The 21,229-nt window shown below is 70.6% G+C and carries 23 protein-coding genes; 13 read left to right on the forward strand and 10 right to left on the reverse strand.

Annotation, left to right across the window (positions count from 1 at the left end):
- Positions 1-139 precede the first annotated feature (139 nt).
- The gene (gene tpg, locus OG936_RS38775; RefSeq protein WP_331755307.1) at positions 140-478 is read left to right on the forward strand and encodes a telomere-protecting terminal protein Tpg; all 339 of its coding nucleotides are present in this window, start codon (positions 140-142) and stop codon (positions 476-478) included.
- A gap of 95 nt (positions 479-573) precedes the next feature.
- Here tpg and OG936_RS38780 read toward each other — a convergent pair whose 3' ends face one another.
- On the reverse strand, positions 574-1,605 hold the full coding sequence (locus OG936_RS38780; RefSeq protein WP_406500846.1) for an endonuclease/exonuclease/phosphatase family protein: 1,032 nt from the start codon (positions 1,603-1,605) through the stop codon (positions 574-576).
- 578 nt (positions 1,606-2,183) lie between these two features.
- Between OG936_RS38780 and OG936_RS38785 the strand changes: the two genes are divergently transcribed.
- A complete protein-coding gene (locus OG936_RS38785; RefSeq protein WP_331755308.1) occupies positions 2,184-2,384 on the forward strand; it encodes a hypothetical protein in 201 nt (66 codons plus the stop codon).
- A 60-nt stretch (positions 2,385-2,444) separates the two neighbouring features.
- Positions 2,445-2,897, forward strand: a complete 453-nt coding sequence (locus tag OG936_RS38790) for a glycerol-3-phosphate dehydrogenase C-terminal domain-containing protein (RefSeq protein ID WP_406500848.1) — start codon at positions 2,445-2,447, stop codon at positions 2,895-2,897.
- Positions 2,898-3,123: 226 nt separating this feature from the next.
- Here the strand turns inward: OG936_RS38790 and OG936_RS38795 are convergent, their stop codons facing one another.
- Entirely contained in the window at positions 3,124-4,683 is a 1,560-nt protein-coding gene (locus OG936_RS38795) for an aldehyde dehydrogenase (NADP(+)) (protein ID WP_331755310.1), read from the reverse strand.
- Positions 4,684-4,828: 145 nt separating this feature from the next.
- Between OG936_RS38795 and OG936_RS38800 the strand changes: the two genes are divergently transcribed.
- The 7 genes from OG936_RS38800 (at position 4,829) to OG936_RS38830 (ending at position 11,779) form a co-directional block, all read left to right on the forward strand.
- Entirely contained in the window at positions 4,829-5,989 is a 1,161-nt protein-coding gene (locus OG936_RS38800) for an FAD-dependent oxidoreductase (protein ID WP_331755311.1), read from the forward strand.
- Positions 5,986-6,240, forward strand: a complete 255-nt coding sequence (locus OG936_RS38805; RefSeq protein WP_331755312.1) for a (2Fe-2S)-binding protein — start codon at positions 5,986-5,988, stop codon at positions 6,238-6,240. The genes OG936_RS38800 and OG936_RS38805 overlap by 4 nt, the downstream gene beginning before the upstream one ends.
- The gene (locus tag OG936_RS38810) at positions 6,233-7,669 is read left to right on the forward strand and encodes an FAD-dependent oxidoreductase (RefSeq protein ID WP_331755313.1); all 1,437 of its coding nucleotides are present in this window, start codon (positions 6,233-6,235) and stop codon (positions 7,667-7,669) included. Before OG936_RS38805 ends, OG936_RS38810 begins: the two co-directional genes overlap by 8 nt.
- 9 nt (positions 7,670-7,678) lie before the next feature.
- Positions 7,679-8,575: a dihydrodipicolinate synthase family protein gene (locus OG936_RS38815; protein WP_331755314.1), complete on the forward strand. Its 897-nt coding sequence runs from the start codon at positions 7,679-7,681 to the stop codon at positions 8,573-8,575.
- A gap of 1 nt (position 8,576) precedes the next feature.
- Positions 8,577-9,578, forward strand: a complete 1,002-nt coding sequence (locus OG936_RS38820) for a proline racemase family protein (RefSeq protein WP_331755315.1) — start codon at positions 8,577-8,579, stop codon at positions 9,576-9,578.
- Between the two features lie 207 nt (positions 9,579-9,785).
- Positions 9,786-10,841 (forward strand): proline racemase family protein, encoded by a 1,056-nt coding sequence (locus OG936_RS38825; RefSeq protein WP_406500886.1) that lies wholly within the window; start codon positions 9,786-9,788, stop codon positions 10,839-10,841.
- Positions 10,838-11,779 carry an ornithine cyclodeaminase family protein gene (locus tag OG936_RS38830; protein ID WP_331755316.1) on the forward strand — a complete coding sequence of 314 codons (942 nt, stop codon included), beginning with the start codon at positions 10,838-10,840 and terminating at the stop codon, positions 11,777-11,779. Before OG936_RS38825 ends, OG936_RS38830 begins: the two co-directional genes overlap by 4 nt.
- A gap of 65 nt (positions 11,780-11,844) precedes the next feature.
- Here OG936_RS38830 and OG936_RS38835 read toward each other — a convergent pair whose 3' ends face one another.
- The gene (locus OG936_RS38835; RefSeq protein ID WP_331755317.1) at positions 11,845-12,549 is read right to left on the reverse strand and encodes a GntR family transcriptional regulator; all 705 of its coding nucleotides are present in this window, start codon (positions 12,547-12,549) and stop codon (positions 11,845-11,847) included.
- A 426-nt stretch (positions 12,550-12,975) separates the two neighbouring features.
- On the opposite strand from OG936_RS38835, the gene OG936_RS38840 reads away from it, so the two are divergent.
- On the forward strand, positions 12,976-15,300 hold the full coding sequence (locus OG936_RS38840; protein ID WP_331755318.1) for a collagenase: 2,325 nt from the start codon (positions 12,976-12,978) through the stop codon (positions 15,298-15,300).
- A 445-nt stretch (positions 15,301-15,745) separates the two neighbouring features.
- On the opposite strand, the gene OG936_RS38845 is transcribed toward OG936_RS38840, so the two are convergent.
- Entirely contained in the window at positions 15,746-16,336 is a 591-nt protein-coding gene (locus OG936_RS38845) for an HAAS signaling domain-containing protein (RefSeq protein WP_331755319.1), read from the reverse strand.
- The gene (locus tag OG936_RS38850; protein ID WP_331755320.1) at positions 16,333-16,707 is read right to left on the reverse strand and encodes a PadR family transcriptional regulator; all 375 of its coding nucleotides are present in this window, start codon (positions 16,705-16,707) and stop codon (positions 16,333-16,335) included. The genes OG936_RS38845 and OG936_RS38850 overlap by 4 nt, the downstream gene beginning before the upstream one ends.
- 62 nt (positions 16,708-16,769) lie before the next feature.
- Between OG936_RS38850 and OG936_RS38855 the strand changes: the two genes are divergently transcribed.
- Positions 16,770-17,114: a hypothetical protein gene (locus OG936_RS38855; protein WP_331755321.1), complete on the forward strand. Its 345-nt coding sequence runs from the start codon at positions 16,770-16,772 to the stop codon at positions 17,112-17,114.
- Between the two features lie 456 nt (positions 17,115-17,570).
- Here OG936_RS38855 and OG936_RS38860 read toward each other — a convergent pair whose 3' ends face one another.
- From OG936_RS38860 to OG936_RS38880, 5 genes are all read right to left on the reverse strand, one after another.
- Positions 17,571-18,017: a hypothetical protein gene (locus tag OG936_RS38860; protein WP_331755322.1), complete on the reverse strand. Its 447-nt coding sequence runs from the start codon at positions 18,015-18,017 to the stop codon at positions 17,571-17,573.
- Positions 18,014-18,988, reverse strand: coding sequence for a hypothetical protein (locus OG936_RS38865; protein ID WP_331755323.1), 975 nt, complete (start codon positions 18,986-18,988; stop codon positions 18,014-18,016). The genes OG936_RS38860 and OG936_RS38865 overlap by 4 nt, the downstream gene beginning before the upstream one ends.
- Positions 18,989-19,123: 135 nt before the next feature.
- Positions 19,124-19,888 carry a hypothetical protein gene (locus OG936_RS38870; RefSeq protein ID WP_331755324.1) on the reverse strand — a complete coding sequence of 255 codons (765 nt, stop codon included), beginning with the start codon at positions 19,886-19,888 and terminating at the stop codon, positions 19,124-19,126.
- Positions 19,889-19,994: 106 nt separating this feature from the next.
- Positions 19,995-20,123 carry a hypothetical protein gene (locus OG936_RS38875; protein WP_331755325.1) on the reverse strand — a complete coding sequence of 43 codons (129 nt, stop codon included), beginning with the start codon at positions 20,121-20,123 and terminating at the stop codon, positions 19,995-19,997.
- Between the two features lie 138 nt (positions 20,124-20,261).
- Positions 20,262-20,852, reverse strand: a complete 591-nt coding sequence (locus OG936_RS38880) for a hypothetical protein (protein WP_331755326.1) — start codon at positions 20,850-20,852, stop codon at positions 20,262-20,264.
- A gap of 136 nt (positions 20,853-20,988) precedes the next feature.
- Here OG936_RS38880 and OG936_RS38885 point away from each other — a divergent pair, with 136 nt between their 5' ends.
- Entirely contained in the window at positions 20,989-21,219 is a 231-nt protein-coding gene (locus OG936_RS38885; RefSeq protein ID WP_331755327.1) for a transposase, read from the forward strand.
- Positions 21,220-21,229: the final 10 nt, after the last annotated feature.

The raw sequence follows: 21,229 nt of genomic DNA on the forward strand, positions 1-21,229 counted from the left end.
AGGCTCAGGTGAAATTCCTTCTCACGCGAACGAAGGACTCAGCGCGGAACCTGGCGGAGCGCCCGGGGGTCTCGACACGGACGGTGGAGCGCTACCGTTCCGGCTGGCGAAGCCGCAGAAGCGGCTCCAGGCCGCGCTGGTGGAGGCGACCGAATCCGAGTGGCAACCGCAGGTCAGAGCGCAGGCAAGGGAGCAGGCGTCCGCCTCTGGCGGCATGATGGTGCGCGTCGTCGCCCACTTCGGGTTCACCGCCTCCCGGTCCTTTGACGACGGCCGTGTACGGCACGTCACCACCGCGATCTCACCCACCTACGCGAAGCAGATCTTCCAGCTCCAAGACGCCGGTGCGACGGGGGAGGACTTGTATCCGATCGTCGCCAAGGCCATCACCGAGTCCTATCTCACGGACTGGGGTTCCCAGTGCGATGGGCTGGTCGCGCATTTTACGGACGTTCAGTCGATAGATTTCGAGTTCTGACACGGTCGAATTCATGGCCTGCTATAAAACGTATTCGTGTGCCGAAGCACGCTGGTTTTCACATACGCAGACTTGTTGTCACCGAGTCCGTTCCTTCAGCCCCATGTGATCCGGGCGGCAACCGGCAGGTGGTCGCTGCCGGTGGCGGGCAAGGTGCGGATGTGGCCGACGGTCGCCGAGCGGGCCATGACCTGGTCGATCCGGGCCAGCGGGAAGGCGGCGGGGAAGCTGAAGGCGAAGCCCCGTTCCGCCACGTTCATCCGTGAGGTCAGCGGGGCCAGCCCACGGTCATCGACCGTGCTGTTGAGGTCGCCCAGCAGGATCACCGTTTTCAGCTTCTCGGCGGCGATGGCCTTGCCCAGCAGGCCGGCGCTTTCGTCGCGCCAGGAGGATGCGAGGCCGCTCGCCCGGACGCGGACCGAGGGCAGGTGTGCGACGTACGCCGCGATCTCGCCGTGCGGGGTGTGGACCACGGTCCGCAGCCCGCGACTCCAGGCCTCCGCGATCCCCTGGGGTTTGATGTCCAGCAGCCGGGCATCTGTGAGCGGATGCTTCGACCAGAGTCCGACGGTGCCTCGGACTGCGTGGTACGGGTAGTCCGGGGCGAGAGTCTTCTCGTAGACCGGCAGCGCCGGGGGCACCAGCTCCTCCAGCGCGATGAGATCGGGCTCGGCGTCAGCCAGGGCGCGGGCCGTGCCCACCGGGTCGGTGTTCTCGTCGCTGACATTGTGCTGCACCACGACGAGGTCGTGCGCGCCGGGCTCCGCCACGGGCAGGAGCAGCCCGCCGAAGAGGTACGTCCAGACCGCCACGGGCAGTAGCAAGGCCACCAGCGCCGTGGCCGAACGAAACAGCAGCGCCAGGCTGAGCAGCACTGCGACCACCAGGCCGAGCCAAGGCAAGAAGACTTCCAGTGAACTGCCCAAGCGGCCCACGGAGTTGGGGACGACCCGGTGGAACGCAAGAAGCCCGGCCGTCAGCACCGCAAGCGCGGCGAGGACCCGCTCCCGCGTCCAGGCCGGCCGGCCCCTCGCGCCCCCCTCCCACCACCCCGCCCGGCGCCGCGCCCACCGGGGTGCTGCTGCCTTCACCGTCGACATCGCACCGCTGTCCGCCCGCTTCACCATGGCTTCCCATCTGCTTGGCCTCGCCCCCCAAGACGAGGCATCAGGTGAATCAGTTTCTGTTTTCCGCGAGCGCGTGCCGCGTCCTCCGCCCAGGGGCACGGATTTCTGCGGCGGCCCGCTCTCGAATCCGCACTATGAATGCGAGGCCCTGATGACCACGCCCTGGCCGCCCCGGCTCAGGCCGAGCTCGCCGCCGACGCCGCAGGCGCCGCCCGGGAAACCGAACTGCGCGAGGCAGCCCGGATCGCCGTCCGCGCCGATGAGCTCCAGGCGCTATGCGAGCTGGGCACGTTGAACCCGCGAGGGCGTCCAAGCCGTTTGAGACGAACTCACCCACCGCGCGGGCGGGTAGGTCGTTGCCGTTCAGGGCTTCGCTGCTGTGTGAGGGACGTTAGCGACGGTCCCGCTTCACATAGGGTGACGGTGTGCCTCAGAGTCCTGATCTGCCGCCTCTGCCGTCGCGTCATCAAATTGGCAGTCTTCGTGACTTCCTCCATGGAAGGACGTACTCGGCTGCCTCAGCCACCATCCGGCTCGACGGTGCACCGTCTCATGCTGCGGGCTCGCCTCTGGACGACGTGAGCAAGGTCTCGAATGCCCTGTATGCGGTTGTCGACGGTCTTGCCAGGCGGGTGCTGGACGCGGTTTTTTCCGGGCAGTCGAACGCTGAAGCGCGTGACGCATGGGTCGCGCTCTTGCTGATCGCCCAGAACTGGCGGGACTCACCTGATCTGCCGGCAGACCTGAAGACCGTGGTTGATGAGGCCCTTCCACTCTGATAGGCGCTGGTAACGGGTGGGTCGCCACCCAGCCAAACTCTCGTCAGGTCACGGCTCCTGGTGTCCAACCGCGCGGAGTCTGGCAGCGGTTTCAGCGGGTGTGTCGTAGTAGCCGGGTCGAGCGAGATCTTCCGCGCACGACAGGACGTGGCCTCGGCTCCCGTCACACCAGAGACCAGGCAACGATGGCTTCGCCGCTACGGCGGCAATGCCGTCGAACTGGCCGACGCTGCGGCACGGGTACCGAAGGACGGCGCAACGATCGGTCACTCCGTCCTCACCCAGGCCGAGATCGAATACGCCGTGCACCGCGAAATGGCCATGACAGTGAGCGATGTTCTGGTCCGTCGGACCGGCTCCTTCTTCTGGTCCGCCGACGGGGAAGCCTCCGTGATCGACGACGTGTCGGACACGCTCGGCACCGCGCACGGCTACACCGCAGAGCAGAGGACTGCGCAACAACGCGACTACAGGCATTGGGTCGAACGCAACCGAGGGAAAGAGAGCTTCTGACTCCGCGCGCGGGTACGGACGCGACGGGACATCGGCTCAGATCGCCCTCTCGTCCGAAGCCGGCTCTCGCTTTCACCGACGACCTGTACGAACATGACCGAGGCCGAGGCGGTCCAGAAGCCTGAGCCGCAGCCAACGACAGCGGCGGACGACCGGCTGACCGATGGGTTGTTGGGATGGGCCCAGGCCGGGGCCTGCAGTTGACGGGCGCGGGCGGTCTGCTGGCTTACCCGGGCAGGTGGGCGCCGTTCATGAGGCGGGGGACCCGCAGGGGGTTGTCGTCGCGGAGTTCGGGGGGCAGGAAGGGGTCGGGAAAGGACTGGTAGCAGACCGGGCGCAGCCAGCGCTCGATGGCGAGGGTGCCGACGCTCGTGGTTCCGGGTGAACTCGTCGCGGGCCACGGCCCCCCGTGCACCATCGCGTGGCAGACCTCGACCCCGGTGGGCCAGCCGCCCCACAGGATGCGGCCCGCCCGCTCCTCCAGCACGGGCAGGAGTCGCAGGGCCGTGGCCAGGTCGGCGTCAGTTCCCTGCAGGGTGGCTGTCAGCTGCCCCTCCAGATTCTCCAGCAGGGAGAGGAGTTCTTCCGTCCCGGACCAGCGCACGATGAGCCCCGCGGCGCCGAAGACCTCGCCGGTGAGATCCTCGTGTGCGGTGTACGTGGCCGCGTCGCATTCGAGGACCACGGGGGCGGGCGCGTACGGGCCGTCCCCGGCTGTGCCCCGGGCCACCTCCCGCACCCCTTCGACAGCCGCCCACCGTTGTACCCCCTCTGTGTACGCCCGGGTGATTCCCGGGGTGAGCATGACCTGGCCCTCCGTACTCGACACGGCCTGAGTCACGGCGGCGAGGAAGGCTTCGCCCGTCGGCCCGGCCGGCAGCAGCAGGAGGCCGGGGTTCGTGCAGAACTGCCCCGCGCCGCTGGTCAGCGACGCCACGTATCCCTCGGCCGCCGGTCCCGGCTCGGCGAGGGCCCCGTCGAGCACGATCACGGGATTGACTGCGGACATCTCGGCGTGGACCGGGACGGGCGCCGGGCGGGACTGCGCGGCGGCGACCAGCGCCAGCCCACCGGCCCGGGAGCCGGTGAAGCCCACGGCAGCGATCCGTGGATCACCGACCAGGGCGAGACCGACCTCGTTGCCCCGGCCCACCAGTAGCGAGAACACACCGGCCGGCACACCTGTGCGCGCGGCGGCCGTCGTGACGGCGCGGGCCACCGCCTCGCTGGTGCCCGGGTGGGACGGGTGTGCCTTGGCCACCACGGGGCAGCCGGCGGCCAGTGCGGACACGGTGTCTCCGCCCGCGACCGAGAACGCCAGCGGGAAGTTGCTCGCGCCGAAGACCGCTACCGGACCGACGGGAATCCGGCGCAGCCGTACATCCGTCCGGGAGGCCCCGGAGTCGATCCGTGCACCGAGCGCGGTTCCACTTCTGACCAGATCGGCGAACAGGCGCAGTTGCCCGCAGGTCCGCTCCCGTTCACCGGCCAGCCTGACCGAAGAGAGCCCGGTCTCGCGGGCCGCACGTTCCAGAAGGGCGTCGCCGAGCGCTTCGATCTCTTCCGCGCAGGCGTCGAGGAAGCCCGCCCGGCGCTCCGTCGGCAGGGCGCGGAAGGCGCGGGCGTCAGCCTCGGCGAGCCGGGCCGCCTCGGCGATCTGCTCCGCCGACGCGTCCCGGAGCGGAGGGCCGATCGGCTCGCCGGTCGCGGCGGCGATCGCGTGCCAGGCGGCCCCCGTACCGGGGGCGTCACGGCCGGCCAGGATCGAGTGTCCGGTCAGGTTCACAACGATTCATCTCCCTGTGTGCACGGTGGGCAGTGCGCCGTCGTCGGGCACCGGGGCGAAGATCACCCGGTCGGCGGCGTTGTCTTCGCATCACTCCGATGTATAGCCTAGCTATAGCATGTGACATTGCACTGAGGGGGTGGCTATGAAAGTCGTTGTCGTGGGCGCGGGCATCGTGGGCGCTGCGTGCGCGTTCCACGCCGCCGCGGCGGGCCTCGACGTCACGGTTCTCGACCGGGGGCCCGTCGGCGCCGGCACGACCAGTCGGGGGGAGGGCAACATACTCCTCTCCGACAAGGAACCGGGACCCGAAATGGAACTGGCCCGGCTCAGCCGTGATCTGTGGGACGAGGCCGGCGAGGAACTCGGCCCGGACACCATCGAACTGGAAGCCAAGGGCGGCCTGGTCGTCGCGAGCACACCCGACGCCCTCACCGCCCTGCACGCGTTCGCCGCGAGCCAGGCGGCAGTTGGCGTCCGCACCGAACCCGTCGAACGCGTCCGCGATCTCGAACCGCACATCGCGCCCGGACTTCCCGGCGGCGTCCACTACCCGCAGGACGCCCAGGTACAGCCCGTCCTCGCGGCAGCCGGACTGCTGCGCGCCGCAGTCCGGCGCGGCGCACGGGTGCACACCGGCGAAGCCATCGCCGCAATCACCGGACCCGACGGCCGGATCGCCGGAGTCCGCACCGCTGACGGCACCGTGCTGGCCGCCGACGCCGTGGTGAACGCTGCGGGGACCTGGGGCGGCGAAGTCGGCCGCCGACTCGGCGCACCCGTCGAGATCCTGCCGCGCCGGGGCTTCGTCCTCGTCACCGAGCCGCTGCCGCCCACGATCCGGCACAAGGTCTACTCCGCCGACTACGTCGCCAACGTCGCATCCTGCGACGCGGGGCTGGAGACCTCGTGCGTCGTCGAGGGCACCCGGGCGGGAACCATTCTGATCGGCGCCAGCCGAGAGCGCGTCGGCTTCGACACCGCCATGAACCCGGCCGTGGTCGCCGCGCTCGCCGCCCAGGCGTGCCGTCTGTTCCCGTTCCTGCGCGCCGCCCATCTGATCCGCGCCTACCGGGGCTTCCGGCCGTACTGCCCGGACCACCTGCCGGTCATCGGTCCGGACCCCCGCGTGCCCGGCGTCGTCCACGCGTGCGGCCACGAGGGCGCCGGTATCGGTCTCGCTCCGGGAACCGGCGCTCTGGTCACCGCTCACCTGCTCGGCCGCCCCTGGCGGGGCGCCGATCCGGCCGCCCACACCGGCCTCCTGCCCGACCGATTCCTCACCACCGGAGGTATGCCGAAGTGAGCGAGTTCACCGTGGACGGCGAACCGCTGCCGTTCGTACCAGGACAGACCCTGGCCGCCGCACTCGTCGCCTCGGGCCGGGTCGCCTGGAGGACCACCCGGCTCGGACAGCGGCCCCGCGGGGTCTTCTGCGGGATCGGCGTCTGTTTCGACTGTCTGGTGACCATCGACGGAACGGGCGGGCAACGCGCCTGCCTCGTGCAGGCCCGCACGGGCATGGCCATCACGACCGGGGAGGGCGACGATGAGTGAATCCGGTGACCTCGTGGTGGTGGGCGCCGGCCCGGCCGGCATGGCGGCTGCCGCCACCGCCCTGGACGGCGGATTGCGTGTCCTTCTCGTCGACTCGGGCGCCGCCCCGGGCGGCCAGTTCTGGCGCCACCCCCCGCAACAGGCGCGCCACGCCATCCCGACCACGGATCTGCACCACGGACTGCCCACGTACCGGGCGCTGTGCGCGACACTGTCCGCCCACGCGCGCACCGGCCGGCTCACGCTGCTGTTGAACCACCACGTGTGGACCACGGCCCGTGAGGGCGACGGGTTCGCCGTCCACGCCATGGACCGGAGCCGGGCGCCCGAGGAGACCGCCGTAGTGCTGCGCGCACCAGCACTGCTGGTGGCGACCGGCGCCTACGACCGCCAACTTCCCTTCCCCGGCTGGGACCTGCCCGGCGTGCTCACCATCGGGGGTCTCCAGTCGCTGCTCAAAGGCGGGGGAGTCGCCGCCGGCCGCCGGGTGGTGCTCGGCGGTACGGGACCCTTCCTGCTGCCGGTCGCCGCGGCCCTCGCCGCACGCGGGGCCGAGGTCGTCGCCGTGTGCGAGGCGGCTGCGCCCTCGGCCTGGCTGCGACACCCCGTACCGCTGTTGCGCAACCCCGCCAAGTGGGTTGAGGCCGCGCGGTACGCGGGCACGCTCGCCCGGCACCGCGTCCCGGTCCGTACCCGCACCGCGATCGTCGGCGCCGAAGGAGACGGGAGGGTCGCCATGGTGCGCGTCGCCTCCCTGGATGCCGACGGCAGCACGCTCCCGGGTACAGAGCGCCGGATCGAGGCCGACACCGTGGGCGTCGGCTGGGGCTTCGCACCCCAGCTCGACCTCCTCATCCCCCTCGGCTGCGACCTCGCCGACGCGGGCGACGGCACCATGGCCGCCGCCGTCGACGACGGACAGCGCACCGGTGTGCCCGGGCTCTACGCGGCGGGCGAGACCTGCGGCGTGGGCGGGGCCGTGCTCGCGGTGAGCGAGGGCGCGATCGCCGCCGTGTCGGTGCTCACCGACCTCCGGTCGCCCGGCCTACCGAACGTCCGGCGCCTGGCCGCGAAACGTGCCGCGGTGGCCAGGCACCGTGCCTTCGCCCGTGCGATGGCACAGGCGCACCCCCTGCCAACGGCCTGGTCCTCGTGGCTGACCGACGACACGCTGGTCTGCCGGTGCGAAGAGGTCACCGCAGGGGCGGTCCGGGCCGCTTCCGCCGACGGATCGGCATCCGACCACCGGCAAGTCAAACAGTTGACCAGGGCCGGCATGGGGTGGTGCCAGGGCCGGATGTGCGGGCCCGCCGTGCACTGTCTCGTGGCCCGCGATCAGCCGTACGCGCCCGCGGAACGGCTGATCGCGACCCCCGCCACCCTCGGTGGGCTCGCCGGTCTCGACGAGTCCACCACCGATCACACCTGAGGAGCTCAAATGACCCAGAACCGCATGCCCTGGCACGGCGTCATCGTCGCGACCAGCCTCCCGTTCGACCACGACCTCGCCGTCGACCACGGCGCCTACGGGGACAACGTCGCCTGGCTCGCCGAACAGGGCCTGCACGGCGTCGCCCCGAACGGCTCGCTGGGCGAGTACCAGACCCTGACCTACGAGGAACGCGACCGCGTCGTGGAGACCGCCGTCGCGAACGCCCCCGAGGGCTTCACCGTCATGCCGGGCGTCGGAGCCTACGGCGCGGTCGAGGCGAAGCGGCACGCGCAGTTCGCCAAGGACGCCGGCTGCCAGGCCGTCATGTGCCTGCCGCCCAACGCCTACAGAGCTGACCACCGCGCTGTTCTCGAGCACTACCGGATGGTGGCCTCGGCCGGACTTCCCGTCACCGCCTACAACAATCCCATCGACACCAAGGTCGACCTGCGCCCGGAGCTGCTGGCCAAGCTGCATGCCGAGGGTTTCATCGTGGGCGTGAAGGAGTTCTCCGGCGACGTCCGGCGGTGCTATGCCATCAGTGAGCTCGCCCCCGGGCTCGACCTCCTGATCGGCACCGACGACACCCTCCTGGAGGTCGGTCTCGCCGGCGCCAAGGGCTGGGTCGCGGGCTACCCCCAGATCTTCCCGCGCGCCTGCCTCGCCCTCTACAACGCCTCGTTGGCAGGCGATCTCGACACCGCGCTCCCCCTCTACCGCCAGCTTCATTCCGTGCTGCGCTGGGACAGCAACACCGAGTTCGTACAGGCCATCAAGCTCGGCCAGGACATGATCGGCCGGACCGGCGGCTCCTGCCGTCCGCCCCGGCAGGCGCTGGGCCCGGAGACCGAAGCCCTCGTACGTGCCGCCACCCAGGCCCTCATCGACGCCGGGGTGAACTGACATGCGTTCGGTCGCCTGTTACCACGCCGTCGACTCGCACACCGAGGGGATGCCGACCCGGGTTATCACGGGCGGGGTCGGCGTCCTGCCGGGCGCGACGATGGCCGAGCGGCGGCAGCTGTTCGTCGAGCAACGTGACCGGCTGCGCACCCTGCTCATGTGCGAGCCGCGCGGGCACGCGGCCATGTCCGGAGCGATACTCCAGCCCCCGACCCGGCCCGACGCCGACTTCGGCGTCCTGTACATCGAGGTCTCCGGCTGCCTGCCCATGTGCGGGCACGGCACGATCGGCGTGGCGACGGTTCTCGTGGAGACGGGCATGGTCGAGGCGGTCGAGCCGGAGACCCTCATCCGCCTGGACACGCCTGCCGGGCTGGTCACGGCACGGGTCGTTGTGCGGGACGGCCGCGCCGAGTCGGTCACCCTGGAGAACGTCGCGTCCTACAGTCACGGGCTGGACCAGGTCGTCGAGGTCGAGGGCTTCGGCCCGGTCCGCTACGACATCGCCTACGGCGGCAACTTCTACGCCATCGTGCGCACCGAGGACCTCGGCATCCCCTTCGATCGGGAGGAGAAGCATCGGCTGCTCGACGCGGGCCTGGCCGTCATGGAGGCGATCAACACGCAGAACCCGGTGGCGCATCCGGAGGATCCCTCCATAGACGTTTGTCACCACGTCTATCTGGAGGCGCCCGGCTCGACCGCCGAGCACTCGCGGCACGCCATGGCGATCCACCCCGGGTGGTTCGACCGCTCGCCCTGCGGGACGGGAACCAGCGCCCGGATGGCCCAACTGCACGCGCGGGGGCTCCTGCCGACCGGGCGGGACTTCGTCAACGAGTCCCTCATCGGCTCCCGCTTCACCGGCCGGATCCTGGCAGAGACCACGGTCGGCGGCCGGCCCGCCGTACTGCCTTCCGTCACCGGCCGCGCCTGGATCACCGGGACCGCGCAGTACCTGCTCGATCCCACGGACCCCTACCCGGCGGGGTTCACTGTGTGAACCGTTTGAGCAGTCGCGCGATGGGCCGGCCGCCCGTGCGGCGTCCGGCCCATCGCGCCCACCTGTCCGGACGCCGCCTGGCGGACCGGCCCACGGCATATCGAGACATCAGGGAGCGTGATGCGGGTGACACGGGAAAAACCGAAGGCGGCTGACACTTCGGACGGGCACGGGAGGGCGGAGACGCCGGAGAGGCCGGAGACGGCGGTGGCGCGCGGGCTGCTGAGCACCGTGCCGATCGAAACGGTGGACTGGCACACCGGGGGCGAACCGTTCCGGATCGTGCCGCAGGCCCCGCCAGCCGTGACCGGGGCCGGGCTCAGCGTCGCCGAGCGGCGCACGGCCGCGATGGCCAGCGACGAAGTCCAGTGGACGCGGGCCCTGCTGTGCAGCGAACCGCGCGGCCACGCCGACATGTACGGGGCCTTCCTGGTGCCGCCGGACGACGCCGGCGCCCACCTCGGCGCCCTCTTCTGGCACAAGGACGGCTTCTCCACAGCCTGCGGCCACGGCACGATCGCCCTCGGCGCCTGGGCGGTCGCCTCGGGCCTGGTCCCGGCGTCCGCCGACGGAACGACGGACGTCGTGATCGACGTACCCTCCGGCCGTGTCACGGCGAGCGTGCGCACCGTCGGCGGCCGGGTCGCGGACGTGACATTCATCAACGTCCCCGGCTACGTCCACGCGCGCGGCGTCGAGGTGGCAACCTCGCGCGGAACCGTCGCCGTCGACATCGCCTTCGGCGGCGCCATGTACGCCGTGCTTCCGGTGGAGCGGTTCGGGCTGCGGGTCCGGCCGGAAGACATCCCCCAGCTCATCGCGGCGGGCCGCGAGATCCGCGACGCGCTCAACGCCGCCGGCGCCGCCGAACACCCGCAGGATCCCCGGCTGTCCGGCGTCTACGGGACGGTGTTCACCGAAGAGGCTGCCGCACCGGCCCGACGGCCCGACGGCACCCGGCGGTTGCACCACCGCAACGTCACGGTGTTCGCGGACGGTGAGGTCGACCGCTCCCCGTGCGGCTCGGGCACCGCCGCGCGGGTCGCGCTGCTCGCCGACGCCAGACAACTGCACCCCGGTGACGAACTGCGGCACGAGTCAGTGGTGGGATCCGTCTTCCGCGCCCGGATCGCCCACCTGACCAACGCCCACGGCCTCCCCGCGGTCGTCCCGGCCGTGACGGGCACGGCGTACGCCACCGGGACCTGCCGCTTCACCGTCGACCCCGACGACACCCTCCTGCCGGGCTTCGTGCTGCGATGACGACAATGCTCGACGAGGAGGACGTGTTCGCGCTCGGCCCGGTCGGCGCCGTCGCCGCAGTCCGGCAAGCGCTGGCCAGGGGGCTCGACCCGGACGGCGACGTGCCGCGCGCGGTCATTCCGCTGGTCCACGGTCAGGGACTGCTCATGCCCTCGGAATCCGGTGGCTGGTTCGGTGTGAAGATCGCCACCGTCGCGCCCGGCAACGCCGCGCGCGGGCTGCGGCGGATCAACGCCACCTATCTGCTGCACGACAGCGCGACCCTGACCCCGGTGGCGATCCTGGACGGGGTGGCGCTGACGACCCTGCGGACCCCCGCCGTCTCGGTCGCGGCCTGCCTGGACCGGCTGTGCGGGCTCGCAGACGCCGGCGGAGGACTGCGTCTGGTGGTCTTCGGCGCGGGCCCCCAGGGGGAGGGGCACGTCGCCACCGTCCGGGCCCACGTTCCGGTGGCCGACGTCACGGCCGTCACCCGGCGCGGGGGCCCCGTCCCCGGATGGGCGGACCGGCATACGTCGGTGGACGGCGCGGAAACGGCGGCTCTGGTACGTCGCGCGGATGTCGTCGTCACTGCGACATCCGCCCGTGAACCGGTGGTCGACGGGCGTCTGGTGCGCGACGGCGCGGTGGTGCTGGCGGTCGGCTCGCACGAACCGACCGCGCGGGAAATCGACAGCGCGCTGATGGGTCGCGCCACGGTCATCGTGGAGAGCCGGGAGACCGCCCTCCGCGAGGCGGGCGACGTCGTGATGGCGATGCGCGAGGGCTCGCTTGCCCCGGGCTCCCTGGTGACCATGGCGGACCTGATCGGCTCGCGGGCCGTCGCCCCGGCCGACCGCCCGCTGGTCGTGAAGACATGCGGGATGGCCTGGCAGGACCTGGTGGTCGCCGTCGCGGCCTACCGGCGGAAGGGGGGAGCTCCGGGGGAGCGGACCTGACCCCTCCGGCCCGTCGGTGCCGGGTCCGGGGCAGTACCCCCGGTCGTGCCGGATGAGCCTCGGCGTCAGCGGGAGCCGCGCGTGCGGGCCGGGCGCTCGGCTTCCCGCTTCCGCGCCGCCCACAGGGTCCGCACATGCGCGAGATGGTGGCGCATGTGCTCCTCGGCGCCCTCCGCATCCCCGGCGATCATGATGTCCAGAAGTGCTGTGTGCTCCCGCGCCGACCCCGCCAGCGCCCCTTCCTGGGACAGGTCGGCGAGCCCGTAGAGCCGGGAGCGCTTGCGCAGGTCGGCCACCGTCTCGAGGAGGCGGGCGTTCCCCGCGAGGGCGAGCAGGCCGAGATGGAAGCTGTGGTCCGACTCCAGGTAGGCGATCAGGTCGCCCCGGTCTGCGGCGGCCACGATCTCCTCGGCCATCGGCCTCAGCGCCTCCAGTTGCTCGCGTGAGGCGGACCGAGTCACGCGGCCGATGGTGGGGATCTCGATGAGTGAGCGGATCTCGGTGTACTCGTCCAAATCGCGGTCGGAGAGTTCGGTGACGCGGAACCCCTTGTTGCGCACCGCCTCGACCAGGCCCTCGCGGGCGAGATCCAGCATGGCTTCGCGCACGGGCGTGGCGGAGACGCCGTATTCGGCGGCCAGCGTGGGCGCCGAGTAGATCACGCCGGGCTGCAGGTCTCCCGAGATCAGCGCAGCGCGCAGGGCGTTGGCCACCCGGTCGCGCAGGTGCTCCTGCACGGAGAGGAGTTTGCGGGACTTCAGCCCACTCATGCGTTCCCTTTCAGCGATTTGTTAGTGCAGTATACAATGTCACGTTGCGCAGCACCCGGCATCGTCCCTCGACGGACGATGCGGGGTGCTGCCGGCAGTACCCGGGAAATGACATGGAACTCGGTCCCCGTGCCCTGCGGCGTCCGGTCCGCACCGTGGCGCCGGGCCCGGCCGGGCCGCGCCGCTGCCCAACAGCCGGTCAGCCGTCCAGGAGCCGGGTCATCCTCTCCTCGACACTGTCGGCCGTGCGGGGCAGTGCGGCGGAGAGAAGTTCCGCGCCGTTCATCGGGGGCCGAACGCAAAGATGCTGGACGGCAATCCGGTCCGGAATCTTCCCGCGCGATGCGACATGTGCAATGTTACATGTCACACATCAATGGCCGTATGCTCAACGTGCGGCCACGACGGCCCCGGAGGCCCCAACAGATGCGCCCCTCCTGGATATCAACGGCCAACGCGCTCAGGCTCCCTGCGCTCGGCGCCGCTCTCTTCATCGCGTTCGGCCTGCTCACGCCGCAGAGCCAGGCCACCCCCGTCGGCGCCGTGCCCCAGGTCGGCGCCAACGCTGCCGGACCCGTGGCTTCGGCGCCGCGGTCGATCCCGGTCCCCAAGTCGCCCGACGCCACGACCGACGGCTCCCGTTTCAAGATCTCCTCGCAGGACTCCACCGAAGAGTCCGCCCCGGCGGCCGCCCCGACCGCCGAGCCCGTCAAGGCCGGCAAGCGGTCGGCCGCCGCCCGGAACGAATGCGGCGACCTGTCCGGAGTGATCAACGCCACGGGCAGTGCGCTGATCCAGCAGCTCAAGGCCCTCCCCGAGGTCACTTGCACCTACCCGCTGTTCAACCTCACCGGCACCGACGCCGGGAAGACGTTCCGCGAGCCCCAGATGGTGACCGTCGCCAACGCGCTGCGCGACGCCTCCGCCACCTACCCGGGCGACAACAGCACCTCCGTGGGCCACTTGGTGATGTTCCTGCGCGCCGGCTACTACGTGCAGGACAACCACCAGGACGTCGTCGGTGACTACGGCACGGCGCTGCAGACCTCGGCCCGCGGCGCGCTGGACGCCTTCTTCGCCGCCCCGCGCAGCAAGGACGTCACCGACGCCAACGGCGACACGCTCAACGAGGTCGTCACGCTGATCGACAGCACCCACGAGGCCGGCCGGTACGCCGGCGTCGTCAAGTGGCTGCTCGCCAACTACGACGCCACCTGGCCGAGCCGGATGACCCTCTCGCTCGAGAACGCCGAGCGCGTCGTCGAGAACGGCTTCGATGCCAAGAACGACGGCCGGGGCTGGCGGGCCGCGCTCAAGGCCGACCCTGCGATCCTCAACACCTGGGCCGACTTCATCACCCGCAACGACACGCAGCTGAACCGCTTGGACGTCGTCAGCAACGTCGGCCGCTTCCTCGGTTACGCCCTCGACGTTCCCGAGCTCAAGGACCGGGTCCGGCCGCTGCTGAAGGACCTGATCAACCGCTACCCGAACGTCGGCCCCACCGCCCCGATCACCATGAACCTGGGCTGGGCCACACGTCAGTACGACAAGGGCAACTGCGCGGCCTACGGCATCTGCGACCTGGGCAGCCGCGTGCTCCCGGTGATCCTGCCGATCCAGCACACCTGCAGCCCGGGCCTGAAGATCCGCGCCCAGGACATGTCCCCCGGGCAGCTGGCCAACACCTGCACCAGCCTGATCAACCAGGACGTCTACTTCCACCGCGTGATCGGCGACAAGGGCGCGATCCCCGGTGACGTGAACACCAACCTGGAGGTCGTCGCCTTCGACGACTACACCCAGTACTCGCTGTACGCCTGGGCCATCTACGACATCGACGTCGACAACGGCGGCATGTACGAGGAGGGCGACCCGACCAAGCCGGGCAACCAGGCCCGCTTCATCGCCCACGAGGCGTCCTGGCTGCGCCCCAAGTTCGAGATCTGGAACCTCAACCACGAGTACACCCACTACCTCGACGGCCGCTACAACATGGACGGCGACTTCGACGCCAGCCAGACCACGCCGACCATCTGGTGGGTCGAGGGCATCGCCGAGAACATCTCGTACGGCTACCGCCAGGAGCGCAACGCCGGCGCGATTGCCGAGGCCGGTAAGAAGACCTACAAGCTCAGCGAGTTGTTCGACACCGTCTACGGCCAGGACGAGGACTCCGACGTCAACTCGACGCGGGTCTACCGGTGGGGCTTCCTGGCGGTCCGCTACATGCTGCAGGCGCACCCCGCGGACATCGAGACCGTGCTCGGCAAGTACCGCACCGGTGACTGGAACGGTGCCCGCACCTTCCTGAAGCAGACCATCGGCACCAGCTACGACGCCGGCTTCGCCACCTGGCTGACGACCACCTGCGCGACCGACGACTGCGGCCCTCTGCCGGAGGCCCGGTCCACCCCGCTCTGCACCAACGCAGACACGCGCCAATTCGACAAGAACTGCCGCCGGGACGACCTCGCCGCCACCACCGGCGACCACAGTAACCACTTCCTGTACCTGCCGGCCGGCGTCCAGCAGCTGACCATCACCAGCACCGGCGGCACTGGCAACGCCGACCTCTACTACAACGGCACCAGCTGGGCCACCACCACCTCGTACCAGGCGAAGTCCACCAACGCCGGCAACAACGAGACGCTGACCATCGACAACCCGCCGTCCGGCTGGGTCTACTTCAGCCTCGACGCCGGACAGCAGGACTTCAGCGGCGTGAGCGTCACCACGCAGTACCAGTAGGCCGCTTCACCGGAACCCACCGAGGTCCGCCGAGCAGGGAGGGCCCCGCCAGTGTGAACTGTCGGGAAACGGGGCTCGGGCGTGCGTCCCGCCGCCGTCAGGCGGCGGGACGCAGTGCCGGTCCCGCCCGACCATGTCCGGAGCCGGCGGCACCTGGTACAACCGCCTACGAAGCGGGCCGAGGCCCATGAGCTGGGCGCATCCGATCACCTCGCCCACGGAGTGAGGGTTTCGGGGAAGCGTGTGGACGCGCAGCGCGACGGGTCGTCATGATCACGCGCGCGTCCGGCGCGGACGGCTACGGCCACGCGGCCTGACCGCGCATGCCGGGTTCACCACTCCAGTGGCAGCGCGATGCTGTCCGGAGCCAGCGCCATGCACACGTACCAGCCGGCCGACGCGGATGTGCGTGGAGTTGTTGACCTTGCTGTGCCGGCGGCCGCGCTCAGGCGCGGCGGACCCGCCAGAGCCATGCTGCCGTGCCGGCCATCAGGGCGAGCATCGCCAGGTTGGCCAGGAGGGCCGGTGTACCGGCCGCCGGGCCGCCGCTGGACAGGTTCCAGGCGGCGATGATGACACTCGGCAGGACGGCGGCGAGCAGTACGCCGGTGGTCTTCTGGACGGCGGTCCAGTGCACTGAGGTGCAGAGAAGTACCGCGCCGATTACGCGGAACAGGACGCCGAAGAGCTGGCCTGGGGCGGCGGGGAAGACCATCATGAAGGGCATCGAGAGGGTGAGCATCAGGAGCGGGGCCAGGGGGTGCACCTTGCCGCGCCGGGGGGTTGCACCGCCCCGGGCCGGGGCCCCGGCGGCCCCGTTTTCCGCCTCGGTCAGCGCCGTCGCCGCGATCGTGCGGGGGTCTCCCAGCTCCGCCAGGACCTCGCCGATCGCGGCATCGGGGCGTTCGGCGCGCGTCACCTCGATGTGTTCGGCGAGGTCGGCGAGGAGTTCCTGGCGACGGTCGGCGGGGAGCGCGGAGGCCTCGCGCTCGACGGCGGAGAGGTAGTCGCGTACAAGGTCGGCAGAGGTCTTCATGCGAGGTCTCCGGTAAAGGGGTGCGGGGTGGTCAGGAAGGCGTCGACGGCGTTGCGGAAGCCGGGCCAGATGCGGGTGAACTCGTCAAGCGCGGCCCGGCCGCTGTCGGTGAGCGCGTAGTAGCGACGCGGTGGTCCGGAGGCGGACTCCTGCCAGGTAGTGGTGACCAGGTCGTCGCGGCGGAGCCGGGAGAGCAGCGGGTAGACCGTGCCCTGGCTGGTGGCCAGGGCACCGGAGTCCTGCAAGGCATGGAGGAGTTCCACGCCGTAGCGGGGGCGGTCCCGCATCAGGGCGAGTACGCAGTACTCCAAGACACCCTTGCGCAGCTGGGCGGCCGCCCGGGCCTGCTTGGTCGAATCACCTGGTTCCATGCGATGCAAGATACCTGGTGGGGCAAGTAAATGGGAAGCGGGGGTGTGGATGCCCTTGACCCATGACCCATCAGTCCGGCGGTGCGCTCGCTGTGCGGTTGCAGCACCTGCGCAAGGACGCCGGCCTCACCGGGAAGGAACTCTCCGCCCGGTGCGGCCGGCACCCCGCGAAGACCACCCGCATCCAGAAGGTCGACGCCGTGCAGCGCACCGTGTGGCCGCTGGAAGCGTTCTACCTCCACGACGACACCCAGGCCGTGGTGGAGACCCTGACGGCGGAGATCAAGGTCAAGCAGCCGCGCGAACTCGCCGACTGCGCGAAAGCGTTCACCGGACTCGCGGAGATGGCTGTCTACGACGACGCCGCCCGCACGCTCATCCAGGCCGCGATCGACGCCCTGGAGTGAACCTCCGCAATTCTCCGCAACTTCGTTGAAGGCCGTCCCCGACGCTGCGTGGCGTCGAAGTCACCGACGGACCACCAGCCTGAGAGGCGGGGCCGCATGCGCGCACACACCAACACCACCGCGCCGGCCCCGTAGGGCCGCGGCCTCCAGCCACCCGCCTACGGCGTTCCCTCCCCGGCCCTGCCGGCCTGCGCGGACCGGGGCTTCGCCCGGTTCCGAACGGCTGTGGTGGCACCCCTACTGGGAGACCGTCCCCTCGGTGCCAGTCGAGCTGCGGCAGCTGGCCCGCTCCCAAGAAGCAGTCCGGGGCGCGTGAAGGGCCGCCGGGTGTCCTCGGCGGGTCAGGAGGACCGACGTTGCGGCGAGGAGGTCGAGCGGGGTCCACTCCTGGTCGAGACGCTGGTTGATCCAGGTCCGGGCGGCGGATACAGGGCCGCGTGCATGGGACCGGCGCGCTCAGGCGTCGCGCTGGTCCTGTCCGCTCGCGGCGGCGGTTCCGCCCGGCTGCGCCTTCTTCTCCGCCTCCGCCAGCAGTGCCCGCGTCTTCTCGGCGCTCACGCGGCCGGTGACCTTGTCGTACGGGAGCTTTCCGTTGAACGAGTACTTCCGGTTGGCCTGAGAGGTGATCGGCCCTGCCTCGGGGCCGCCGGGCACGGTGACCGTCTTCTTGTTGACTCGCAGGACCTCCAGTAGACGGCTGCCTGAGCGCACGAGGTCACCGGCCATGAAGTCGTCCGGCCTCCACAGCTTCACGCCCTCGGCCTCGGCCTCCTCGATGATCCGCTCCCCATGGCCGATCTCGTCGCACAGGTCGGCATGGTCGGCGTCGAGCCCGACGATTGCCTCCACCAGAGCCTCAAGAGTGATCTCACCCGCCTGCCGCCGCGCTCGGGCGGCACTCACCCGAGGAACGACAGCAGTACGGTCAGAGCCAACAGCACAGCGAGGACGGGACCCAGTGGCAGGCCGTGGTTGCGCGGTGGACTCTGCTCGATGGGGCGCAGCTCCGGACGGGTGTGCAGCGCGTTGATCTCGTCGGTCAGCCGCTTGTACGGCGGGCGCAGTCCCAGTCGGCGTTCCGCCCAGGGCCAGCCGATGCCGGGCAGCTCCCAGGTGTCCTGGTCGCGCACTCGGATCTCGACCGTGCCCTCACCGGTGTAGGCGGCCCCCCGCAGCCGTTCCCACGGCACATGCCGCACCTTCCAGGCTCCGGTCAGCCACAGCCCCGCGCTGTCCGCGGTGACCCGCCAGTTGAGCAGAGTGGCCGCCAGATTGAGCAGCATGAACAGTCCGAAGAAGCCGAGGACGTGCCAGCCGAACCCGTCCGCCAGCAGCGTGTCGGTGACGAACTCGGTCCCCACCACTGCGCACGCCGTGAAGGCCAGCCCGCCGGCCCTGGCCGCCTTGCCAGGTCCCCAGCGCATCGGCCGGCCGGTGGGTGTCAGGGTCGCGGCCACCTCTGCCACACGGTCGTCCGGCAGCGGCTTGGCGCCGGCGGGTTCCTCGATCGCGTCGAGGTTCGGGGCGTGCGCCAGGGGGCCAGGGCCCCTCCTGGGCAACCGGACCGGCCCCCTGGTGCGCGTCACCACCGGGTTCCCATCACCGTCGACCGTGAGGAAGACCAGCTCGCCGCCTTCGTACGGGGCGCCGAACATGACCGCCTCGTGCAGCCGCGTGTCGAAGACCGGGGCGTCCTCGCCCTCCCAGTCCTCCTCGTCGTACTCCCCCTCCCCCTCATCGGGCTGGTCCTCGTCGGGCAGCACCTGCACGAGAAGACAGCTGAAGAGGGAGGTGCTGCCAGAGGCGTCGTCGGCGGCGTAGACCCAGGTCCGTCCGTTGAGATCGACGCGCTCCAGCACCCGCAGAGCCGGCACCGGTCCCCAGCGCAGCGTCGCACTGCGGCGGCGTGCCAGGACGCCCGTCGTGAGCAGCGAGATGCCCGGCAGCCCGGCGGCCAGCGCCAGCAGTTGCCAGCCGAAAGCGTCGTACGGCTCGGCGGCCAGGCGCCGCTACCGTCCGTCCTCCAGCACCGTCACCGTGGTCCCGACGGCGTAGTCCTCGGGGAACGCCGCGTCGACGGTGATGCGCCGCGCGTCGTCGGTGCGGACACGGACCGACACGTCGTTCCGGCTGATCACCTCGGCCGCGATGCGCTCCGCCCCAGCGGCATGGCGCTCGTCCTCGCGCACACCGCTCAGGCCCAGGCAGACCGCGCCGGCGGCCACGACGCACAGCATGGCACCGACTGCGAGGGGGATCGTCCCCCGCCACAACGGGCCGACGGGCTCGGGCAACCGGTGCCGTATCCCGGCGGCGGCCCGCTCCACGAGTCGCCGCTGCTCACGCCGGGCGGCCAACCGCGCCCAGGCCGCGGCACAGCCGAGCGCGAGGACCGCGATCACCGCCATGTTCGCGGCTCGGGACACCTCTCCGGGGGCGGGGAACTGCTCCCACGCCACGAGGACCGCCAGGACCGGCGCGGTGACGAGGGTGAGTTCGGGAAGCCGGGCGAGCCAGTACAGCAGGCCCACGGCCAAGCCCGCCTGCACCATGCCGGCCCAGTCCGGACCGCACGGAACCGCATCGCTGCACACCGGTTCCGGATCAGCGCCGATCGCCACGACCAGGGGGACGAGCAGTGCCAGGACGGACCACAACGGCCTCGTCCACGGCGTCAGGCCGGCCTTCCGCCACGCCGCGGCGTCGACGGACTGCCAGTTGGGAATGTCTGCGGGGACGGACCCCGACGGTATGGGAACCGGGCTCTCGGACACCCGAGGATTATGCGGTAGGCCATCGCACCTGTTCCCACCGGCCCTCACCGGCCGGACCGGGCTCCCCGACGGCGACCGGAACGGTCCCGGACGCCGTCGGCCGGGTTCACTCCGTGTGGACCGCCTCTCCCGCGACCGGAGTGAGCACCGAACAGGTGCCGGCCACGTCCGTGTCCGGGGCGAACAGGTCCCGGTCGAGGACGGCGAGGTCCGCGGCGATGCCCTTGTGCACCACGGGAGTGGGGGATGGTCAGGGGGCCTTCGCCGTACGCCCCTGTGGCTTTATTCACGAGTAGTGGTTCTGGCTCGCTTTCCGTGACGGGTGCACGGTGAGTGATATCCGCTGGGAGACCAGCGGGACCGAAGATGGGTCTCAGGTGCAGACGATGGGGCAGCCACGCCGGATCGAGTGCTGGGCAGCGCGCAGGAACAGTGCGACGTAGAAGGCTGCGTCCAGGTCCGTCACCCACAGTCCTGTTCGAGTAGTGGCCAGTTCCTTTGCTTGCTCCCTGAACCACATGCTCACGTCGAGGTTGTCGCATGTCGCCGGGGTTTCGGGCGGCAATTCGATGGCTGCCGCCAGCTTCTCCGCGAGCGGTAGCACCTGGGGAGCACCGACAACCATGGTCGACTCGGAATCGTGGTAGCCGGAGTCGATGGGCAACCAGATCTCCTCATCGAGCGAGAAGGGTACGAGTACGGTCCAGCCGCAAAGGATCTCTGACTCCTCTTGTGACAGGTGCGTCTCGCACAAGGCGAGGAACCCGGTCATGGAAGGGGTCAGCTTCTCCTCGAAGGCTTGCCCTGAGCCAGCGGCGAAGTCCGTCTCCGGGGGTACGTCCTCGTAGGGCGGCAGGCCCCGCCGCCTGAGTTCAGCGTTGAGAGCTGAAGCAACTTCGCCCCATCCATCTTCCTCCTCACCGAACCATTCCTCCGCGCCGACGCTCACCAGGTACACACCCATGTGAGGAAGTTACAGCGCGCATCTGACATCGATCAGTGAGCCAACAGGACTCGCTTGCGTAAGAGAGTGAGGTTCCCCCGAGATGCGGGGATGGGTGACAGAGAGTCAGATGGGTGTCATGAGAGGAGCCCAGACGATGCCTGCGCCGAGGAAGTACCCGCTGGAGTTGCGTGAGCGTGCGGTCCGGATGTACCGGACCGCCGAGCCGAAGCCCGTGATCCGCCGCATGGCCGAGGAGCTCGGGGTGCATCACGAGGCCCTGCGTAACTGGATCCGCCAGGCCGAGGCCGACGCCGGCGAACGCGACGACATGCTCACCACCGCCGAGCGGGAGGAGCTGGCCGCCTGCGGCGGACCGCGCTCTTGATCACCGGTCG

Source organism: Streptomyces sp. NBC_00846 (assembly GCF_045207325.1).
GTDB lineage: Bacteria > Actinomycetota > Actinomycetes > Streptomycetales > Streptomycetaceae > Streptomyces.